Origin of the sequence: Salinispora pacifica DSM 45544, from assembly GCF_000378845.1 — a bacterium.
Taxonomy (GTDB): Bacteria; Actinomycetota; Actinomycetes; order Mycobacteriales; family Micromonosporaceae; genus Micromonospora; species Micromonospora pacifica.
In genome coordinates this window covers 2,553,162-2,571,448 of sequence record NZ_KB905359.1, presented here as the reverse complement: position 1 = coordinate 2,571,448, position 18,287 = coordinate 2,553,162, and the positions used below count along the sequence as shown (strand labels likewise).

Annotated in this window: 12 protein-coding genes and 3 pseudogenes; 7 read left to right on the top strand and 8 right to left on the bottom strand. The window is 67.3% G+C overall.

Translation table 11 applies throughout. The features are described from left to right. Positions 1-229, bottom strand: a pseudogene (locus tag SALPAC3_RS28355) (RCC1 domain-containing protein); the annotation flags it as partial. 109 nt (positions 230-338) lie between these two features. On the opposite strand from SALPAC3_RS28355, the gene SALPAC3_RS28350 reads away from it, so the two are divergent. Beyond that, positions 339-485 carry a hypothetical protein gene (locus SALPAC3_RS28350; RefSeq protein WP_018221395.1) on the top strand — a complete coding sequence of 49 codons (147 nt, stop codon included), beginning with the start codon at positions 339-341 and terminating at the stop codon, positions 483-485. Between the two features lie 216 nt (positions 486-701). Beyond that, the gene (locus tag SALPAC3_RS0111545; RefSeq protein WP_026185471.1) at positions 702-2,345 is read left to right on the top strand and encodes an RCC1 domain-containing protein; all 1,644 of its coding nucleotides are present in this window, start codon (positions 702-704) and stop codon (positions 2,343-2,345) included. A gap of 461 nt (positions 2,346-2,806) precedes the next feature. Here the strand turns inward: SALPAC3_RS0111545 and SALPAC3_RS25740 are convergent, their stop codons facing one another. From SALPAC3_RS25740 to SALPAC3_RS0111525, 4 genes and pseudogenes are all read right to left on the bottom strand, one after another. Beyond that, complete coding sequence (locus tag SALPAC3_RS25740) at positions 2,807-4,315, bottom strand: ISL3 family transposase (protein ID WP_232430476.1); 1,509 nt, start codon at positions 4,313-4,315, stop codon at positions 2,807-2,809. 84 nt (positions 4,316-4,399) lie between these two features. Further along, the gene (locus SALPAC3_RS0111535) at positions 4,400-5,707 is read right to left on the bottom strand and encodes an IS256 family transposase (RefSeq protein WP_018221393.1); all 1,308 of its coding nucleotides are present in this window, start codon (positions 5,705-5,707) and stop codon (positions 4,400-4,402) included. Positions 5,708-5,794: 87 nt separating this feature from the next. Further along, a pseudogene (locus tag SALPAC3_RS27965) lies at positions 5,795-6,448 on the bottom strand (IS1634 family transposase); the annotation flags it as partial. A 20-nt stretch (positions 6,449-6,468) separates the two neighbouring features. Next, entirely contained in the window at positions 6,469-7,683 is a 1,215-nt protein-coding gene (locus SALPAC3_RS0111525) for an IS110 family RNA-guided transposase (RefSeq protein ID WP_018221352.1), read from the bottom strand. A gap of 275 nt (positions 7,684-7,958) precedes the next feature. Between SALPAC3_RS0111525 and SALPAC3_RS0111520 the strand changes: the two genes are divergently transcribed. Beyond that, entirely contained in the window at positions 7,959-9,044 is a 1,086-nt protein-coding gene (locus SALPAC3_RS0111520) for an IS110 family RNA-guided transposase (RefSeq protein ID WP_232430495.1), read from the top strand. 608 nt (positions 9,045-9,652) lie between these two features. Here the strand turns inward: SALPAC3_RS0111520 and SALPAC3_RS0111515 are convergent. Beyond that, positions 9,653-10,969 carry an MFS transporter gene (locus SALPAC3_RS0111515; protein WP_018221390.1) on the bottom strand — a complete coding sequence of 439 codons (1,317 nt, stop codon included), beginning with the start codon at positions 10,967-10,969 and terminating at the stop codon, positions 9,653-9,655. Between the two features lie 140 nt (positions 10,970-11,109). Between SALPAC3_RS0111515 and SALPAC3_RS25730 the strand changes: the two genes are divergently transcribed. Further along, positions 11,110-12,654, top strand: a complete 1,545-nt coding sequence (locus SALPAC3_RS25730; protein WP_018221389.1) for an amino acid adenylation domain-containing protein — start codon at positions 11,110-11,112, stop codon at positions 12,652-12,654. A gap of 28 nt (positions 12,655-12,682) precedes the next feature. Further along, positions 12,683-13,492, top strand: coding sequence for an O-methyltransferase (locus SALPAC3_RS0111505; RefSeq protein WP_018221388.1), 810 nt, complete (start codon positions 12,683-12,685; stop codon positions 13,490-13,492). A 760-nt stretch (positions 13,493-14,252) separates the two neighbouring features. On the opposite strand, the pseudogene SALPAC3_RS27750 reads toward SALPAC3_RS0111505, so the two are convergent. Beyond that, positions 14,253-15,145, bottom strand: a pseudogene (locus tag SALPAC3_RS27750) (IS5 family transposase). Positions 15,146-15,240: 95 nt separating this feature from the next. Further along, the gene (locus tag SALPAC3_RS27960; RefSeq protein WP_018221386.1) at positions 15,241-15,402 is read right to left on the bottom strand and encodes a hypothetical protein; all 162 of its coding nucleotides are present in this window, start codon (positions 15,400-15,402) and stop codon (positions 15,241-15,243) included. 504 nt (positions 15,403-15,906) lie between these two features. Between SALPAC3_RS27960 and SALPAC3_RS0111485 the strand changes: the two genes are divergently transcribed. Beyond that, a complete protein-coding gene (locus SALPAC3_RS0111485; RefSeq protein ID WP_018221385.1) occupies positions 15,907-17,229 on the top strand; it encodes an FAD-binding oxidoreductase in 1,323 nt (440 codons plus the stop codon). Continuing rightward, positions 17,226-18,281 (top strand): amino acid--tRNA ligase-related protein, encoded by a 1,056-nt coding sequence (locus tag SALPAC3_RS0111480; RefSeq protein ID WP_018221384.1) that lies wholly within the window; start codon positions 17,226-17,228, stop codon positions 18,279-18,281. Before SALPAC3_RS0111485 ends, SALPAC3_RS0111480 begins: the two co-directional genes overlap by 4 nt. Positions 18,282-18,287 lie beyond the last annotated feature (6 nt).

Here is an 18,287-nt window from a genome sequence, read left to right as displayed (position 1 = left end):
TACCGGTGATGGTCCCGTTGCCCAGTTGACCGTCGCTGTTGTCGCCCCAGGCAAAGTAGGTGTCCGACGCACGGATCGCCGCTGATGGCCCGTTCTCTGCGGCTGCGAGCGACATAGTGGCCGCCTGCGTGACCATCACCGCCAACACCAGAAAGACCAAGCCGGTGATGGCCCGCCCCACCCGGCATGCTTCGGCGCCACGGCCGGGCCACCGGCAGAGTCTTCGCATCACTCCTACCCCCAAGCAGGCAAGCAGCGCCAACAGGACAGACGCAAGTGTCAACCACCTATCCCGCACAGATGTGGAGAAACGCCCTCAAGCAGACATCCAGCCACAGGTGCGGCATGACTTACGACTACCTGATCTCACCCGCACCACCGTCCCCGCCGCCGTCGGCGCCCCCACTCGCGTCGCTGGCCTCGCGAACGTGATCGTCCTCGACGCCGACTCGTCCACCACGCTGACCGCCGATGTGGTCGCATGACGATGGCGTTCGGGAGTTCGGCCGTTCCCATAGTGCGGGAGTCGTCTGCCACGGGGACGGCTGAAGGGCCCCCCGCCCGCCGTTCCTTGTCGGGTGCCGACCGGCGATGTTAGCTGGATGCCCCCGTAAGGGCGTTTCTCCCCATAGACAGGTGATAGTTGATGGAACATTGCGCTTGTCCTATTGACGGTGTTTGCCTGCGTGGAGGTAGAAGCAATGGGGAGCCCCTGCCGATGGGCAGGCGATGGCGCGGGCCGAGTGGGCCGGGCCATCACCGGCTGGTTTCTTCTGGTGTTGGTGGTGATGGTCACGCAGGCGGTCGCCGTGTGGCCGGTGGTCGCGCAGGACACGCCAGCACCGTTCGGTGCCGCCTCGGACACCATCCTCGCCTGGGGCAGCAATTTCTTCGGCGAGCTGGGCAACGGGACCACCACCAACAGCAGCACACCCGTCGCCGTCAGCCTGCCCGCGGACACCGCTGCCGTCGCCATCGCCGCCGGTGATGCCCACAGTGTGGCGTTGACGGCCGCCGGTACCGTCCTTGCCTGGGGCGACAACTCGCACGGTCAGTTGGGTGATGGGACTGGCGCTGACAGCTTGACGCCGGTTGGGGTCAGCCTGCCTGCGGGGGTCACGGCCTCCGCTGTCGCCGCTGGTCGCGACCATAGTGTGGCGTTGACGTCTGCCGGCACTGTGTTCGCCTGGGGTGGGAACTCGTTTGGTCAGTTGGGTGATGGGACCGTTGTTGACCGCAGTACGCCGGTCGCGGTCGCTCTGCCGCCCAGCACCACGGTGACTGCTGTCGCTGCCGGTGCCACTCATAGTGTGGCGTTGACGTCTGCCGGCACTGTGTTCGCGTGGGGTGGGAACTCGTTTGGTCAGTTGGGTGATGGGACCGTTGTTGACCGCAGTACGCCGGTCGCGGTCGCTCTGCCGCCCAGCACCACAGTGACTGCTGTCGCTGCCGGTGGCAACCATAGTGTGGCGTTGACGTCTGCCGGCACTGTGCTCGCGTGGGGCCGGAACTTTTTTGGCCAGTTGGGTGACGGGACTGTTGTTGACCGCAGTACGCCGACTGTGGTCAGCCTGCCTGCGGGGGTCACGGCCTCCGCTGTCGCCGCCGGCCGCATCCACAGCCTGGCATTAACGACTGCCGGCGACGTGCTCGCCTGGGGTAACAACACCTTCGGCCAGTTGGGTGACGGGACCACCACCACCAGCAGTACACCCGTCTCGGTGACCCTGCCCGCGTCCACCACCATCACCGCCATCTCCGCCCGCGACAGCCAACACAGTGTCGCGATGACCTCCGCCGGAGCCGCGCTCTCCTGGGGCCGCAACCTGCGGGGCCAGTTGGGCGACGGGACCACCACCAACAGAAGCACACCCGTCAACGTCCACCTGCCCACCGGCGTCACAGTCACGGCCATCGCCGCCGGCGACGACCACAGCCTGGCCCTGACCGCACCAACGCCGACCTCCACCACCACCCTGCAGGTCATGCCACGAAAGCCGAGGGCGGATCAGGATGTCACCCTCACCGCCACCGTCACCTGCAACGTCGACACCCCCACCGGAACCATCACCCTCCGCACCAACGGCACAACCCTGGCCACCGTGCCCCTGACCACCAACGCCACGGCCACCCACACCACCACACTGCCCACCGGCACCCACACCCTCACCGCCCACCACACCAGCACCAACACCTGCCCCAACAGCCAATCCCCACCCACCACCATCACCATCAACCCCGACCTACCCATCACCGGCCCCACCCTCACCACCACCACCGGAGCCGCCACCCTGTCCATCCTGGCCGGCGCCATCCTCATCTACGCCGCGCGCCGGTTGGCCTGAATCGGGGCAGCGGGTGCGATCGCCCATTGCCCGATGCGTGTGGGCAACTCCGCGAGCTGCCGCTCGGGCGGTGACGTACGGCCTCTGGCGCGCTCGTTCTGGCCAGCCTGGTAGCGGGCGCAATGGCGCCTTCCTTCCAGATGGCTAACGCCTCGTGCTGTCCCAGCCGCTCGTGGTCCAACGCTGACTCGTCGCCACGATGCCCCACGATGAGGCTGGCGGGTAGCCGGACCGGCAGCCGACCAGGACGCTTCACCACCCCGGACAACGGTGAAATCCTTCGAGGCGGCCACGGGAATCCAGGACCACGCCGGGCCGCTCCCTGGCGAAGGAGGCAGCACGCTACTCAGGCGGCGACCCTTTCGACCCTCAATGTACGGTTGCCGCAACGCCGGCGTGAGACCTGGGGGCTGTCTCGCTAACGGCTCTGTCTCACATTCGGTGGTGATGGAGGGTGCTGGTCAGCCGAGCAGGATTCGATGGCGCAGGAGAGCGAAGCCCGCTCGTCCGTACATCTGTCGCTTGATCAGTTTGGTTTTGGTGTTGACGCCTTCGGTGCCGCCGTTGTTGAAGGGGTGGGTCAGGGCGGCGTTGACGGCGTCGCGGTCCAGGCCGAGGCCGCGGATGAAGGTGTGCAGGTGGGGTAGGTCCGTGGGCTTGACCTCGGCGATCCACGTGTCGAGATGGTCGTCGTTACCGGCTGCGGGTGTGAGGAGCGCGGCGAACGAGCCGATGAAGCCGGCCAGCGCGGTCATCTGCGGGCAGGCGCTGGTGAGGGCGTGGACGAGCGTGCGCTGATGGTCTGTGAGCTGGTCGGGTGGGGTCAGGAGGTAGCGGGTGAGGCGTCGGGGCGACAGGGCTGGGCGGTCGGCTTCGACGCGGCCTTGGGTGATGTAGCGGTAGAGCAGGTTCATGCTGCCGGTGTAGCCCAGTTCCCTGATCTCGGCGAGAAGTTGCGTAGCGCCGACGGCGGGGTCTTGTTCCCGGCGTCGGCGCAGGTGGTCACGGTAGGGGTCGACGAGGGTGGGCCGGTACTGCGGTGCGCGGACCAGGCGTTCGGGTTCGCTGATTCGGGCATACCGTTTGACCGTGTTCAGGCCGAGGTTGAGTCGGCGGGCGCATTCGAGCAGGCCGACGCCCTTGTCGAGCAGGTCGTGGACCTGCTGCCACCGCTGCCGGTGGTCACGGCCCGGATGCCTTGCTGCGGCGGTAGGCCGGCGGTGGCCCAGCATGTGCTGTGGGCGGTGACCTCTTTGCGGACGGCCTCGCCCGAGGTTGTGCCACAGGTGCCAGCGGTCGGCGACCTGCAACGCGTCGGGTAGGGCGCGGCGGACCGCTTCGGCGTAGGCGCCCGAGGAGTCCCGGCACACCACCTCGACACCGGGATGCTCACGCAGCCATGTCTCTAACGTGTGGGCCTTGCGGTCGGGCAGCACGTCGATGCGTTCACGGGTGACCGCGTCGATCAGGACGGTGGCGTAACGGCGACGGCGGCACAGCGCGAAGTCGTCGACCCCGAGCACGCGGGGAACCCGCCGCTCGGGCAGCGGAACGCGTAGCAGCGCCCGCAGCGCGGTGTGACGGGACATGACGACCATCGCCAGGACCGACAACAGGCGAGCACCGCCCCGGCCAGCCAGATGACGCACCACCGCAGCGACCTGGGCGCTCAGCCGGGACGTGCGACGCTGGTAACGCTCCAGAACACCCGGAAGCTGTTCCCGGAACGTGCGACGACAGCCCTGCGTCGGGCACACCAGACGCCGCACGCGCACCCGCACCACTACCGGCCGGGCATCGACCGGCACATCCGCCAGAGTCCGCTGGTGATACCCGTGCACCCGGCCCGTCACCGCCTCACAGCCCGGACAGGCCACCGTTCCTCCAGGAGTCCGAGCCCGCACCAGGATCCGCTCGCCCTCGTCCGTGACCTCATCGATCACCAACGGGGACAGCCCCGAGAACACCATCTTCGTAAGATCATCGATCTTGCACACATGACCTCAACGACATCGACCACCCTCGGTCACCACCGAATGTGAGACAGAGCCTCGCTAACGGTGTTTTCGGCGATCTTGGTTAGTAGGTTCAGCGGTTGGGAAGCGGTCGCTGAAGGTGATGGCGAAGGCGTTCAGGGCGGGTTTCCAGCGCATCGTCCATCGGGTTCTGCCTGCTCCGGTAGGGTCCAGGGATCGGGTCACCAGGTACAGACACTTCAACGCGGCCTGCTCGTTAGGGAAGTGGCCGCGGGCCTTGACCGCCCGCCGGTAGCGGGCGTTGAGTGACTCGATCGCGTTGGTCGAGCAGATGACCTTGCGGATTTCCAGGTCGTAGTCGAGGAACGGGATGAACTCCGCCCAGGCGTTGTCCCACAAGCGGATCACCGCCGGATACCGGCCGCGCCACTTGTCGGCCAGATCGTCGAACGCCGCTCGGGCGGCGGCGTTGACGGCGGTGTAGATCGGCTTAACGTCGCGCTTGATCTCGTCCCAGTACGTGCGGGAGGTGAGCCGGAAGGTGTTGCGGATCAGATGGATCACGCAGGTCTGCACCACCGTCTGGGGCCACACGTTCGTCACGACCTCGGGCAGTCCCTTCAACCCGTCGCAGACGAGGAAGAACACGTCCTTGACGCCGCGGTTGCGGAGGTCGGTGAGCACGCTCATCCAGAACTTCGCGCCCTCACCACCTGTGCCGGCCCACAGGCCGAGGATGTCCTTGTCGCCGTCGAGGGTGACGCCGATCGCGGCGTAGAACGGCCGGTTGGCGACCTGCCCGTCACGGACCTTGACCACGATGGCGTCGATGAACACCGCGGCGTAAATTTCGTCCAGGGGCCGGTGCGACCAATCCGCCATCTCCTCGAGCACCTTGTCGGTGATCCGGGAGATCGTCTCCTTCGACACCGAAGCCCCGTAAATCTCGGCGAAGTGCGCCGAGATCTCCCCGGTGGTCAACCCTTTGGCATACAGCGACAACACGACCTCGTCGACCCCCGACAGGCGCCGCTGCCGCTTACGGACGATCTGCGGCTCGAACGTGCCCGCCCGGTCCCTCGGCACATCGATCTGCACCGGGCCGTTGCCGTCGGTCACGACCGTCTTCGACCGAGTGCCGTTGCGGATGTTGCCCGACCCGACACCAGCCTGGTCGTGCTTGTCATAGCCGAGGTGCTCGGTCATCTCCTCGTTCAACGCGGTCTCCAGGACCGTCTTGGTCAGCTGCTTGAGCAGCCCGTCCGGGCCCGTCAACGACAGCCCTTGTTCCTTAGCGGCTCGGACCAACTCGACGGCGGCTTTCGCCTCCGCCGTCGACTCGGGCCGCTTCTTGCCTCCGGTCTGATCGTTCAGTGTCGCGGTCATCACGGCACCCTCCTCACCAGGCACAACGCCTGGCGGGTCAGGCCGGAAACACCGTTAGATCCACACTCCCTGAGACCCTGAGTTCGGTCATTTCGTTAGTGCCTGACGTCCGCTCGTGGTGAGGGCGTCGATGATGGCTTGCCGGTTGGGGTCGATCTGGGGTGGGAACGTCTGCGTGGCGTCGTTGATCGTGAGGGTCGCGGAGCGTAGCGGGCGCAGCTGACGGAGGACGTTGCAGATCGCGAGCCCGGTGCGGGCCTGGACTTCGCGGGTCACGGCCAAGGCGGTGAACACGATGGTCAGGTGCACCTCGATGGCGTCTTTCGTGTGGTGGAACATGGGCCGGGCGGCGAGGTCGGTCTTGGACATGCGGAAGGACTGCTCCACGTGCCACAGGTCGTGGTAGTTGGAGATCACCTCGCGCGGGCTCATCACGTCGTGGGCGATGTTGGTGACGTAGCCCTTGAGTCCGACCAGCTTCCGTGCCCTGGCCAGCGACGCTTCGTCGAGGGTGCGGGCGGTGCCGTTGACGGTGACGAACCTCGGGGTTCGGGTCGTCTTCTCCCCGGCGATGACGGCCCGCGCCTTCGCCTCTTGGGCGTTGAGGGTCTTGTTGTCCCGGACAGCGCGGGTGGCCGAGTACGCCCACACCGCCCGCCACGAGGTCGTGTGCGTTCGTGGGTTCCACACTGGTTCGGCTTTGAGGGCGGGGTCGTTGTCGCGGTTGGCGCCGGTGCGGGGGGGTGTCCCTATGGGTTTGGTCAAGTGGGGATGGGGCTTGTTGGTCGTGGTTGGTAGGGGATCTTGTCGTGGAGCATGGCGAACAGGACGTCGCAGCGGCGTCGGGCGAGGTAGATGAGGGCGGCGTTGTGGCGTTTGCCTTCGGCGCGTTTGCGGTCGTAGTAGGCGCGGCTGACGGGGTCGGCCAGGGATGCGAACGCGGCGAGGAAGAGCGCGCGTTTGAGGTGTTTGTTGCCGCCTCGGGGTGGGTGTTCGCCGCGGATGCTGCTGCCGGAGCGTCGGGTGACGGGGGCGAGGCCGGCGTAGGCGGCGAGGTGGCCAGGGGTGGCGAAGGCGGTGCCGTCGCCGACTTCGAGCAGGATCCGGGCGGCGGTCCTGACACCGATGCCGGGCATCGAGGTCAGGACCGGGGCAAGAGGGTGTGCATCAAGCATCCCCTCGACCTGTGTGGCGACCTGGTCGCGCTGGCGTAGGACGTCGCGGAGGCTGTCGGCGAGACGAGGCAGGATCGTCTCCGCGGCCTGGGTGCCGGGAACGGTGACGCTCTGTTCGTCGAGGGCGGTCATGATCTGGGCGACGAGCCGTTGACCCATGCGGGGCGCGTGGGCGACGGCGATGGACAGCAGTTTGCGGCGGCCGGCCTTGCGTAGACCGGCCGGTCCACCGCAGCGCGACAGCAGCTCCAACACGGCCTTGTGGTGCACTTTCGGGCCGAGGACCCGTTCCAGCGCAGGGTGAATCTGTGTCAGCAGACCCCGGATCCGGTTGGACACCCGGGTGGCCTCGCCAGCGAGGTCGTCGTCGAAGCCGACCAGGACCTCCAACTCGGCGAGGGCCTCGTCGCCGGTGTCGACCCGCCGCAGGGTGTGGGGCAGAGTGCGGGCCGCGTCAGCGATGACGTAGGCGTCGCGGGCGTCGGTCTTCGCGCTACCGGGGTGCAGGTCAGCGATGCGTCGCATGGCCAGGCCGGACAGGTAGGCCACCTGATGACCGCACGCCCGGGCGACCGCGACCGGCAGGGCGCCGATCGAGGCGGGCTGGTCAACCACGACCAGCACCCGACCGTGGCGGGCCAGCTTGTCAAACAGCTGCCGCAGCCGGGCCTCGGTGTTCGGCAACGCCGCGTCATGCAGCCGTCTGCCCTCCGGGGCCAACCCGACCGCGTGATGATCACCCTTACCGACGTCCAAGCCCAGGTAGACGCCGTATCCGTCGTGCACCGCACCCGCCTCCACGTATCGGATCGTGGCCTCGGCCGCAGTCAGGGCGTCGGACTGCCGGCAGCCACGTTACGAAGAGACCTACCCCAACACGGGTGGCCGTGTCCCTGACTTGTTGGATCGGGGGCAGACGCGAGGGTCTGCAGCCCATAACGTTCAGGGCGCCGGTCGGCTCAGGTCCGCGTGTTCCTTGCCGCCCGTGTGGTTGGCTCACTGATAGCGTGCCACGTCGGCCGGTGCCCGGCCGTGGCGTGGCTCGACAGAGGCATGCGATCGATCTTCAAGTCAGGATGCCCACCACGCACATGCCCCTGCCAGCCGCCTGCCTGGAGACATCCGTCGTGATCGTGATCGGTATCGACCCGCACAAGTCATCGCTGACCGCCGTCGCCGCTGACGACACTGGTCATGAACTGGCGGCCCGACGCTTCGTCGTCAACGCCGGCACCTTCACCCAGCTCATCAGCTGGGCCCAACGCTGGCCGCAGCACCGCTTCGCTGTCGAGGGCGCCAAGGGACTCGGCCGCGGTATCGCTCAACAGTTGGCCGCCACCGGCGCGGGCGTCGTCGATGTCCCCGCTACCCTCGCCGAGCGGGCGCGGCTGCTGACCACCGGCGGCGGCCGCAAGACCGACGCCACCGACGCTGCCAGCGTGGCCCGAGTCGCCCTGCACCACCACCGGCTCAACTCTGTGCAACCCGAGGATCAGAGCACCATCCTGCGGCTGCTGACCGAGCACCGTGATGACCTGACCCACGAACGCATCCGCATCCTCAACTGCCTACACGGACTCCTACGGGACCTGGTCCCCGGCGGCGCGCCCACCGGCCTGTCCGCCGACAAAGCCGCCGCAGCCCTACGAGGTGTGCGACCGGCCACCGCCACCGACGCCTGCCGGCGCGACATCGCCCGGCAACTCCTGGCCGCGCTCCGACGAATCGACGCCCAACTCAACACCAACGAGACCGAGCTCAGTCAGGCAGTTACCGCAGCGGGAAGCAGCCTGACTGAACTACCCGGCGTCGGCGTGATCATGGCGGCGAAGATCCTCGGCCACGTCGGCAACGTCACCCGGTTTCCCAACGCCGACCACTTCGCCAGCTACACCGGCGCGGCACCCATCGACGCCTCCAGCGGACCCCGCAGGCGCCACCGCCTCAACACCGGCGGCAACCGCCAACTCAACTCCGCCCTGCACATCATCGCCGTCGTCCAAGCCCACCACTCAGACCTCGGACGGGCCTACTACCAGCGCAAACTCGGCGAAGGCAAGACACCAGCCGAAGCCCGACGCGCCCTGAAACGCCGCCTCGCCAACGTCATCTACCGACGAATCCTCAAAGATCAGAAACAAGCACACCCAACGGCCGCTTGACAGACAGAGGCGCTATCAGCGGTCCACCGACGCCACCCGACCCGGCGACAACACCCCCCCCGGATCATCCAAACGACAGGGGCAGAAAGTCATACCGGGCCGGGCAACCGAGGGTCCCCGGCCGGGGACGATCAACAAGGTAACGGGGGATCGTGTCGATGATCTGCCCGTCGGTGAAGTAGTCCCCGTGCCAGCGGTAGTGGGACTGCAGGTCGATCGGGCACGATGTCGACCGGCGCCGCGAGCATCGGCGCGACTGGCCGACGCAACACCGGTCCCGCCCCGGCGCTCGACCATACGGGCTTGACGTCATCCCAGCCCCCGTCACGCCGACCGCCGGTGCCACTCATGTCCGCCCCCCACACCATCGTGGGACAGATGTGGGCTGTCTCGGGCGGAGATCCGCGACAACGCATGTGCCAGCGAGGGGTCGCAACACGCTCGACGCTGGTCGGAAAGGGAGGAAGAACGCGATCATCCCCCGTGTGGTCCCTTCTACGGCCCGCAGCTGCGTCCGCGCTGTTGGTGACACGAGGGCTACCAGATCCGGCCATGATCAGGGGGTCATCCACAGGCATCAGAGTTATCCACAGCGCAGGGCCTTTGCCTCAGCGTACCACCGCATTTTCCTGGCCTGGGGCCTCCTCCATATCAGGCTCGGGCAGCGCGCGCAGTCTCGGCAGCGGCGAAAAGATGATCCACAGCACGCCCAGCAGCCCGCCGACCACCGCGATCCAGACTGTGGGTTTCAACCCGATCGTGGCGCCCAGCGCGCCACCAAGCAGGGCTCCGATCGGACGGATGCCGTAGTTGACGGTGCGGCGCGCGCCTTGCATGCGGGCCAGCATTGGCGGTGGGGTGGCGGCCGTCTGGACCGCCCCGGCGTTGATGTCGAGCATCACGACGCCCATCCCAGAGACGAACTCTGCGACGAACAGCATCGCCAGCACGACAGGTAGCGGGCCGTCGGCGAACGGCACCAGGATCAGCGGTGCGGGGAAGATGACATAGGCGGCCACGAGCGTCGGGCCGATGCCGAACCGGCGGGTGATCCGCCCGGTGACGACGGCCCCGATCAGGCCGCCGGCGGCACCGGCGCCGATGACGACGCCGAGCAGCCCGGCGCTGATGTTGAGCTCGGTGGTGGCGTAGAGGATGAACAACGCCTCGAACATGTAGTTGAACAGGTTGAGCGTCGTGCTGGCCAGCAGGATGGAGCGGAGCGTCACCGACCGGGCGAGATACCGCAGTCCGGCGACGGCGTTGCTCAGCCCGCTCTTGCGGGTGGATGGCGCGAGCTCGACCGCCTTGGTCCGGCCCAGCAGCAAGGCCGAAAACAGGTACGACGCCGCGTCCACGATCACCGCGACCGGTGCGCTGAACACCTGCACGAGCACGCCGCCGACGCTGGGCCCGGCCACCGACGACACCGCCTGTGACCCGTTGATCAGGGCGTTGGCGTCGAGGTAATCGTCGCGGGCCACCAGGGCGACGAACAGGCTGCTGTAGGCCACCTGGAACACCATCGACAACGTGCCCACAGCGAACATGACCACGTACAGGTGCGGCAGGGTCAGCATGTCGGCGAACCACAGCACCGGGACGGCGGCCAGCAGCAGGGCCCGGCCGAGGTCGGCCGCGATCATGACTCGGCGCTTGTGCGGGTAGCGATCCACCCATGCGCCGGCGATCACCGAGAACAGCAGATTCGGCGCGAGACCGGCGGCGGCCAGATAGCCCATCTGCGCCGGACCGGCCCCGGTGGCCAGCACCGCCAGCAGCGGGATAGCCAAAGTGGACACCTGGTCGCCGAACAGCGACACCGTCTGCGCCGACCAATAGCGCCGGAACGCCGCCTGGCGCAGCAGCTTTGGCAACCACCGCGGCCCCGGGCCGGTCGCCTGCGGGAGGGTTAGATCAGGCATGGTCGTACCGAGTCAAAAGGTCCCCATCTCATCGAGAGAGGCAGCGTAGCCGCAAAGAATCTTTCCGGCGAGCCCGGCGCCGGTCCGCACGGGTCACCCGAAACGCCCCTCGGACGGGTACTGTTCGTCGATCAAGGACGGTGCGGGGGCGCTCTCTCGCGCACCAGGCGGAGTTGGAGGAGCGGCGCATCGTGGTGTCTCGGGTTCAGACGTTGGACGAGGTCCTGCACCGCGGCGCCGCCGCTTGGCCCAACCGCCCGGCGCTGATCGGGGAGACCGTCCGGCTCACCTACGCCGAGCTCGACGTCCGGGTCGACGCGCTCGCCTCGGCTCTGGTGGAGGGGGGGCTGGCGCCCGGCGACCGCGCGGCAGTCCTGGCCGACGGGTCGGCCGGAGCGGTCCTCGCGATGGCCGCTACGATGCGCGCCGGTGCCTGCGCGGTTCCGCTCGACGCGGCCCACCCCGACGCCCGACGGGCCGAAGCCCTGCACGACGCCGGATGCGGGATGGTCGTCTCTCCCGACCTCGTCGCCGGGACTGCCGCCGCGCCGCCCGGAGCGGCACCGGAGAGCCCGGCGTACGCGATCTACACGTCCGGGTCGACCGGTCGCCCCAAGGCGGTCGTCGTCGGGCACGCCGCTTCGGCCCGGCATGCCGCTGCGGCCGCCGACTACTTCGGGATGACGCCCGACGACCGAGTTCTGCAGTTCGCGTCGCTGAGCTTCGACGTCGCGCAGGAGGAGATCTGGCCGACCTGGCTGGCCGGGGGCACTGTGGTGACCCGGCCTCGCGAGGTACTCCATGCCGCGGCGCTCGGACGCTTCGTCGCCGAGTACGGCATCACCGTCCTCCAGCTGCCGACGGCGTACTGGCGTGCCGTGCTGCTGGATGCCGAGATGATCGAGGCGCCCGACCTGCGAACGCTGCGGTTGGTGGTGATCGGCGGGGAGGCCGCGTCGCTGGCCGACGTCCATCGGTGGCGCGACAGCCCGTTCCGCGACATCGACCTGGTCAACGGCTACGGACCGACCGAGTGCGTGGTGACGGCGACGGCATTCCGGCTCGCCGGGACGGATGCCGTGCCTGTCACCGGCGGCGGCCTGCCGATCGGCTCGGCACTGCCCGGCCGCCGGTTGTGGATCCTGGACGACGCCGGCCGCCCGGTGGTCATGGGATCGGCCGGCGAACTGTACGTCGGCGGAGTTCTGGCCGACGGCTACCTCAACCGGCCCGAGCTGACGGCGGAATGCTTCCGGGACATCGAGGTCGGCGGTGAGCGGCACCGGACGTACCGGACTGGCGACCTCGTTCGCGAGTGCGAGCCCGGCGTCCTTGAGTTCCTCGGGCGGCGAGACAACCAGATCAAGGTGCGCGGCTACCGGATCGAGCCGGAGGAGATCGACGCGGTGTTGCGAGACTGCCCCGGCGTCCAGGACGTCGTCACCGTGCTGGTCGCGGCGCGCACCGGCGAGCCGGTGCTGGCCACGCTGATCGTCGGCGACGACGGCTCGGTGATCGACGAGGCGTCCCGCCACCTGCCGGCGTACATGCTACCCACGGTGACCGTCACCGCCGAGCGCCTGCCGCTCACTACCGCGGGGAAGGTCGACCGCGTCGCCGTTCAGGCTCTCCTGGCGGAGGCGCTGACCGGGCGGCGGCCGACCCCAGCGGGAAGCCCGACCTGACCGATCTCAGCAGAGGAGGAGAAGGACTGTGTTCAGGCACCGTTCGGCCGAGCTGGCCGTCACCGTCGAACCGGCCGACGCATTCATCCGCACCCCGCGCCCGGCGCAGAGGGAATGGTGGCTGCAGCGGGCCGGCGAGGAACTGGTCGACGACCTCATGCACCTCGACCGGCTCTCCGCGAATCTGGTCACTGGATCCGAACGTCCGGCCATCGCCCATGGATGGCGGGACAGCGACGCCCACTATGCCGCGGACGAGCTGATCATCGAGGGCCAGCAGGTCATGCAGGACTGGGAGGCACCGCTGATGCGCGCCATGGCCACGCAGGTCGCCGCTAATGGTGGCGACGTCCTGGAAGTCGGTTTCGGGATGGGAATCTCCGCCACCTACATGCAGGAGTTCGGCATTCGCTCCTACACCGTTCTGGAAGCCAACGAGGACGTTGCACAGGCGTTCGCCGATTGGCAGAAAACCGTTCCGGAGGCGGACACCAAGTTGATCCTCGGGCCGTGGCAGGATACACTGCCGACACTCGGTCTCTACGACGGGATATTCTTCGACACCTACCCGGCCGACGAAACCGAATACATGCAATACGTCGTCGAGGATGTCACCTTCGCCGCCCACTTCTTTACGCACGCGGCGGCTCATCTGCGGCCGGGCGGGGTGTTCAGCTACTACAGCAACGAGATTGATTCGCTGAGCCGCCGACATCAGAGGCGGCTTCTCGAACACTTCAGCGGCTTCTCGGTCGAGGTCGTCCGCGGTTTGGTGCCCCCCGACGACTGTACCTACTGGTGGAGCAATTCGATGACGGTAGTCCGGGCGGTCAAATGATGATCTTCGTGAAATTGCCGGCGATGCAGGAAAGAGGTCACGGGCGTTTCAAGATCATGGCACGAGTTCGAGGACGGTGAAGGGCCTGGTCATGTTACGGCTGGCCCAGCGGGTGGCTTCGGTGATATCACGGCGTCCGGCCAGGCGTAGGCGGGCGATCCAGGAAGTCGACAGCCGTTCAGATGACGTTTCAATAGCTATTGACCGTTATGAGGAATTTATCCCTAGCGGTTTATGCCGCTTTGGCGCTGACAGTAACCGTTTTGAGTCAGCGAAGCAGGCTGAACGACGTCCATTTGGAGTGGAAACTGACCTCCCTTTCCGTCCGGTCTAGAAAAATCAGGCTCGGACGCCTCCGCGTAGGGCGTGACCGACCACAATCGGGCATTCCGTCTTGACCTAGGCACGGAGCCGCCAGGATAGGGCCGACGAATCATCGGCAAATCACCTTAAAACGGAAACATGAATGCCTATCAAACGTCCTCTCACCGACCTGGAAGATCCCCACCGATTCGGTATACGGCAGGAACGCACCGCGCCCGACCCACATCCACCGGGTTCGAGTCGGTGTCACTGTTGAAGGACGTAAGACGCCGGTTCCTCGCGTACTCCTCTTCGACTCGCTAGCCGAACCCGCCCCATCTGGCAGTACTGGCACGTCCCGGCGTTGTCAGGGCTGCTCCCACCCTCCCGGCACCACCCGGATCAGGCTGCCCCCAGCTACATCAACCTGCTGCGACAGGCCGAAGGTGGTGGTCTCTCACCTCCACTCGAACCAACAGCACCTCACGGCGCAAACCGAAAGTGAGACAGAGCCGAAAACCCCACACTCCCCGGTGGCCCGGTATGAGGTCGCTGTCTTGTCGTAGCGCGTCGCGAGGCTGCGGAACTGCTTGAGCCGGTTGAAGCAGCGTTCGACGACGTTGCGCCGTTTGTAGAGCTGCTTGTCGAACGCTGGTGGCCGGCCGCCTCGGCTGCCTCGTCGGCGGCGGTTGGCCTGCTGGTCGGCGCGTTCTGGGATGGTGTGCCCGATGCCGCGTCGGCGTAGGTCGACGCGGATGGCTTTGGAGCTGTAGCCCTTGTCGGCGATGACGTGGTCCGGGCGCACGCGGGGCCGGCCGGGACCCGGCCGCTCGACACGGATGTCGGCGAGGACCTGGGTGAAGCGGGTGCAGTCGTTGACGTTGCCGCCGGAGAGCACGAACGCCAGGGTTCGGCCCAGGCCGTCGCAGGCGAGGTGAATCTTGGTGGTCAGTCCACCTCGAGATCGACCGAGGGCGTGATCTTGTGGTTCGTCCGTTTCTCGCCGCCCCCTTTAGCGCCGGCGGCGTGCTGGTGGGCTCGCACGATGGTCGAGTCGACCGAGACCAGCCAGTCGATGTCACCGGCAGCGTCCGCGTCGACCTGGACCCCGGACAGCATCCGCTCGAATGTCCCGTCCAGGGCCCACCTGCGGAAACGGGTGTAGATCGATTGCCAGGATCCGTAGCGGGCGGGCACGTCCCGCCACGCCGCCCCGGCTCGGATCTTCCACACGATCCCGTTGAGCACCCTCCGGTCATCGACCCGAGGCCGACCACCCGTCACCGCCGACGGCAGGTACCTCGACAGCGCTTCCCACTCGACGTCAGACAACTCGTAGCGACGACCCACGCGCTACATCATCCGACACCAAGATCCTTTAAAGACACCGCCTAGGCTCCGATCTCGGTGTCCAGGGCCTGCGGATCGACATCAGTACACACCCGTCACAACGTCGAGCGCGACGGCCGACCGGCCGGCAGCACATCGGCCCGTAGATACAAGTTGGTCAACGCCGGCTGTGGCACGTCGGCCACCCAACCTGCCATCGCCGTGTACCCGGTCGTCCCCGCCACCGTCGCTGCCGCGACCAGCGCCACCACCACCACCGCCGGATGATCCCGACCTGCGACGACCGGCCGTCCGACACCCCGACCAGCAACTCAAGCAGATCAGCGCACGCCCGAGCTACCGGGATACCCGCAACCGACGCAGCATCAGCGTCGGCACTGCGCCACGACGAAGCCCGTTGAAGACAAGATCCGTGACAACACCTCGCCCTACCGGAGCTTCATCCCTACCTGTCACACGACACGCCACTGTGGCCAGGACGCGATCGGACAGTTAGACCACACTCGCGCTCTTGAAATGCCTTCGGGAAGAAGGTGCGCTGACCAGTGGCTATGCGCATCCCCGAAGATCTTGGGTCTAGACAGACACTGACCTTCATGGTCAAATACTTGCTGCTTCGCGCTCTGCCGGGCCCGGACAGGCCTTCAGCTGCGCCAATACCGATTTGACTGATCCGGGGGTCAGCAATCATTCGTCTCGACTCACTCCTGGGCGACCGTGCCATCACGCCGGGCGCCACGTCCTACGACGAGCACCGGTCGGTGTGGAACGCGGTGCACGATCGGCGGCCGGCACTGATTGCCCGGTGCGTGAATGCCGCTGAAGTCTCGTCAGTGCTGCGTTACGCGCGGTCAGCCGGCCTCGGCGTCACCGTGCGCGCGGGCGGCCATAACGTCGCGGGCAAGGCCGTCTCCGACGACACGGTCATGATCGATCTGTCGCTGATGCGCGGCGTCTCGGTCGATCCGTCGGCCCGGCTGGCAACAGCGCAGGGCGGGTGCCTGCTCCGGGATCTTGACGCCGCCACCACCCCGCACGGGCTCGCGTGCCCGGCCGGCGTGGTCTCGCACACCGGGCTGGGCGGGCTCGCGTTGGGCGGCGGATACGGCTGGCTCGCCCGCCGATGGGGCCTGACGTGTGACCACATCGTCGCGGCAGAGGTCGTATTGCCGGACGGGTCGATCGTCGAGGCCACCGACAGCGAGCACGGCGAGCTCCTGTGGGCGTTGCGCGGTGGCGGCGGCAACTTCGGCGTCGTCACTCGGTTCACCCTTCGCCTACACCCGGTCGGCCCGGTCGTCCATCGGACCGGGGTCTACGCGCTGGACGACGCGGCGGATGCGCTGGCCGCCTATCGCGAGTTCGCCGAGAACCAGTCGGCGGATCTGCACGCTGTCGGGGCGTTCAAGATCGCCTCCAATCAGTACTGGATCCCGGCGAAGCTGAACGGCCGACCTGTTCTGCAGCTCACCGCGGCGTGGCTCGGCGACCCCGACGGTGGAGACAGCGCGATCCGGCCGCTGTTCGACAGGGCCGCTCCGGCCGGAAGGTTGGAGCGCGTCATGTCCTACGCCGAGCTGCAGGCTCTCGGCGATCACAGCGAGCCGGCCGGGCACCGCTACTTCACCAAGACCTGCTATCTGAGTGAGCTCGGTCCTGCGGTGGCCGAGAGGATGGTCGCCAATGCCAGCGATATCCGATCGCCACTGTCCTGCATAGATTTCGAATACCTCCGCGGGGCCATCATCGACGTCCCGGAAGAGGACTCCGCCTTCCCGGGACGGGCGGCGCCGTACATGTACACCGCCTCCGCGCACTGGCTGGATCCGGACCAGGACGACGAGGAAGCGGCCTGGTCCCGGCGCAGCATCGCGCGGCTCTCGGATCGGCATTACGGCGGTTCCTACGTCAACTACGTCCAGGACCAGCCGACGCTTGGATCGATTGACGTCTACGGTGCCGGCCGATACCGGCGGCTCGCGGCGATCAAACGGCGCTACGACCCGGACAACCTGCTGCGGCACAACCAGAACATCGCTCCAGCCCCGGAGGCCCGCATGACAACCGAGGAGGATGGCCGGTGACGTCGTTCGACACCACGTGTGTCCCCATCTATCCGGTCGGCCGGCGTGACAGCACCGACCCCCGGACGGTCATCGACGACCTGCGCTCCGGCTGGTACGGACTGATCGCCGAGCTCAATGACGTGGTGCACACCGAAACCGTCCGCTATGCCGCGGGGCGGGGTCTCAAGCATCTCTTCCTCCCGATCACGACGCGAACGGTGACCTGCCCGACCGCGCTGGGCAGTGACGCGGAGCCGGTGCCGGTGACGGTGACCGGGGTGCACACCTATCTCGCAGACTCCATGCAGTTCGCGCTGGAGTACGGGTGCCGTGTCGCCCCGGGCGGCTGCTACACGATCATGCCGTCGTTCCGGGCGGAGCAGGCTGACGAGACCCATCTCGGCCAGTACACGCACAGCGAGGCCGAGATCCCCGGTGATCTGAACGCGGTGATCGCCTATGTGACCCGCTACGTCAAGGCGTTGTCCGGCGCCATTCTGGAGAACCTCGGTGAGCGGCTGGAGGCGGCTCGCGGGGATGTCTCCCATCTGGTGCGGATGGCCGGCAGCGGTGGGTTCGAACAGTTGACCTTCGATGAGGCGGTCGCGCGCGTCGCCGACGTGCCGGGTACGGTCCGCGACGAAGGCACCTGGCGCGTGCTCACCCGCAAGGGCGAGCAGTTGCTGCTGGACCGAGTCAGCGAATTCCTCTGGGTGCACCATTACGACAGCCTGGCGGTGCCGTTCTACCAGGCCGCCGGCGATGACCAGTTCCGGACCGCCCGAGCCGCCGACCTGTTCTTCGGCATGGGTGAGGTGGTCGGTGCCGGCGAGCGGCATTCCGACGCCGAACCGCTACGCAGATCCATGACGTTGCACGGCGTCGACGAGCGTGAGTACGCGTGGTACGTCCACATGAAGCAGGAACTCCCGATGCTGACCTCCGGATTCGGCATGGGCGTCGACCGGTTCCTGATGTGGGTCCTGGGCCACGGCGACATCCGGGACCTGCCGTTGATATCCCGTATCGACGAGCCCGCGGACTGGCCCGTCGCGGTCGTCCGGCCGTAGTGCCAG

Coding starts and splice junctions, on each gene's coding strand:
- SALPAC3_RS0111545 (WP_026185471.1), top strand. CDS start 702: ATGGGGAGCCCCTGCCGATGGGCAGGCGATGGCGCGGGCCGAGTGGGC.
- SALPAC3_RS25740 (WP_232430476.1), bottom strand. CDS start 4,315: ATGGTGTTCTCGGGGCTGTCCCCGTTGGTGATCGATGAGGTCACGGAC.
- SALPAC3_RS0111535 (WP_018221393.1), bottom strand. CDS start 5,707: ATGACCGCGACACTGAACGATCAGACCGGAGGCAAGAAGCGGCCCGAG.
- SALPAC3_RS0111520 (WP_232430495.1), top strand. CDS start 7,959: ATGCCCACCACGCACATGCCCCTGCCAGCCGCCTGCCTGGAGACATCC.
- SALPAC3_RS0111515 (WP_018221390.1), bottom strand. CDS start 10,969: ATGCCTGATCTAACCCTCCCGCAGGCGACCGGCCCGGGGCCGCGGTGG.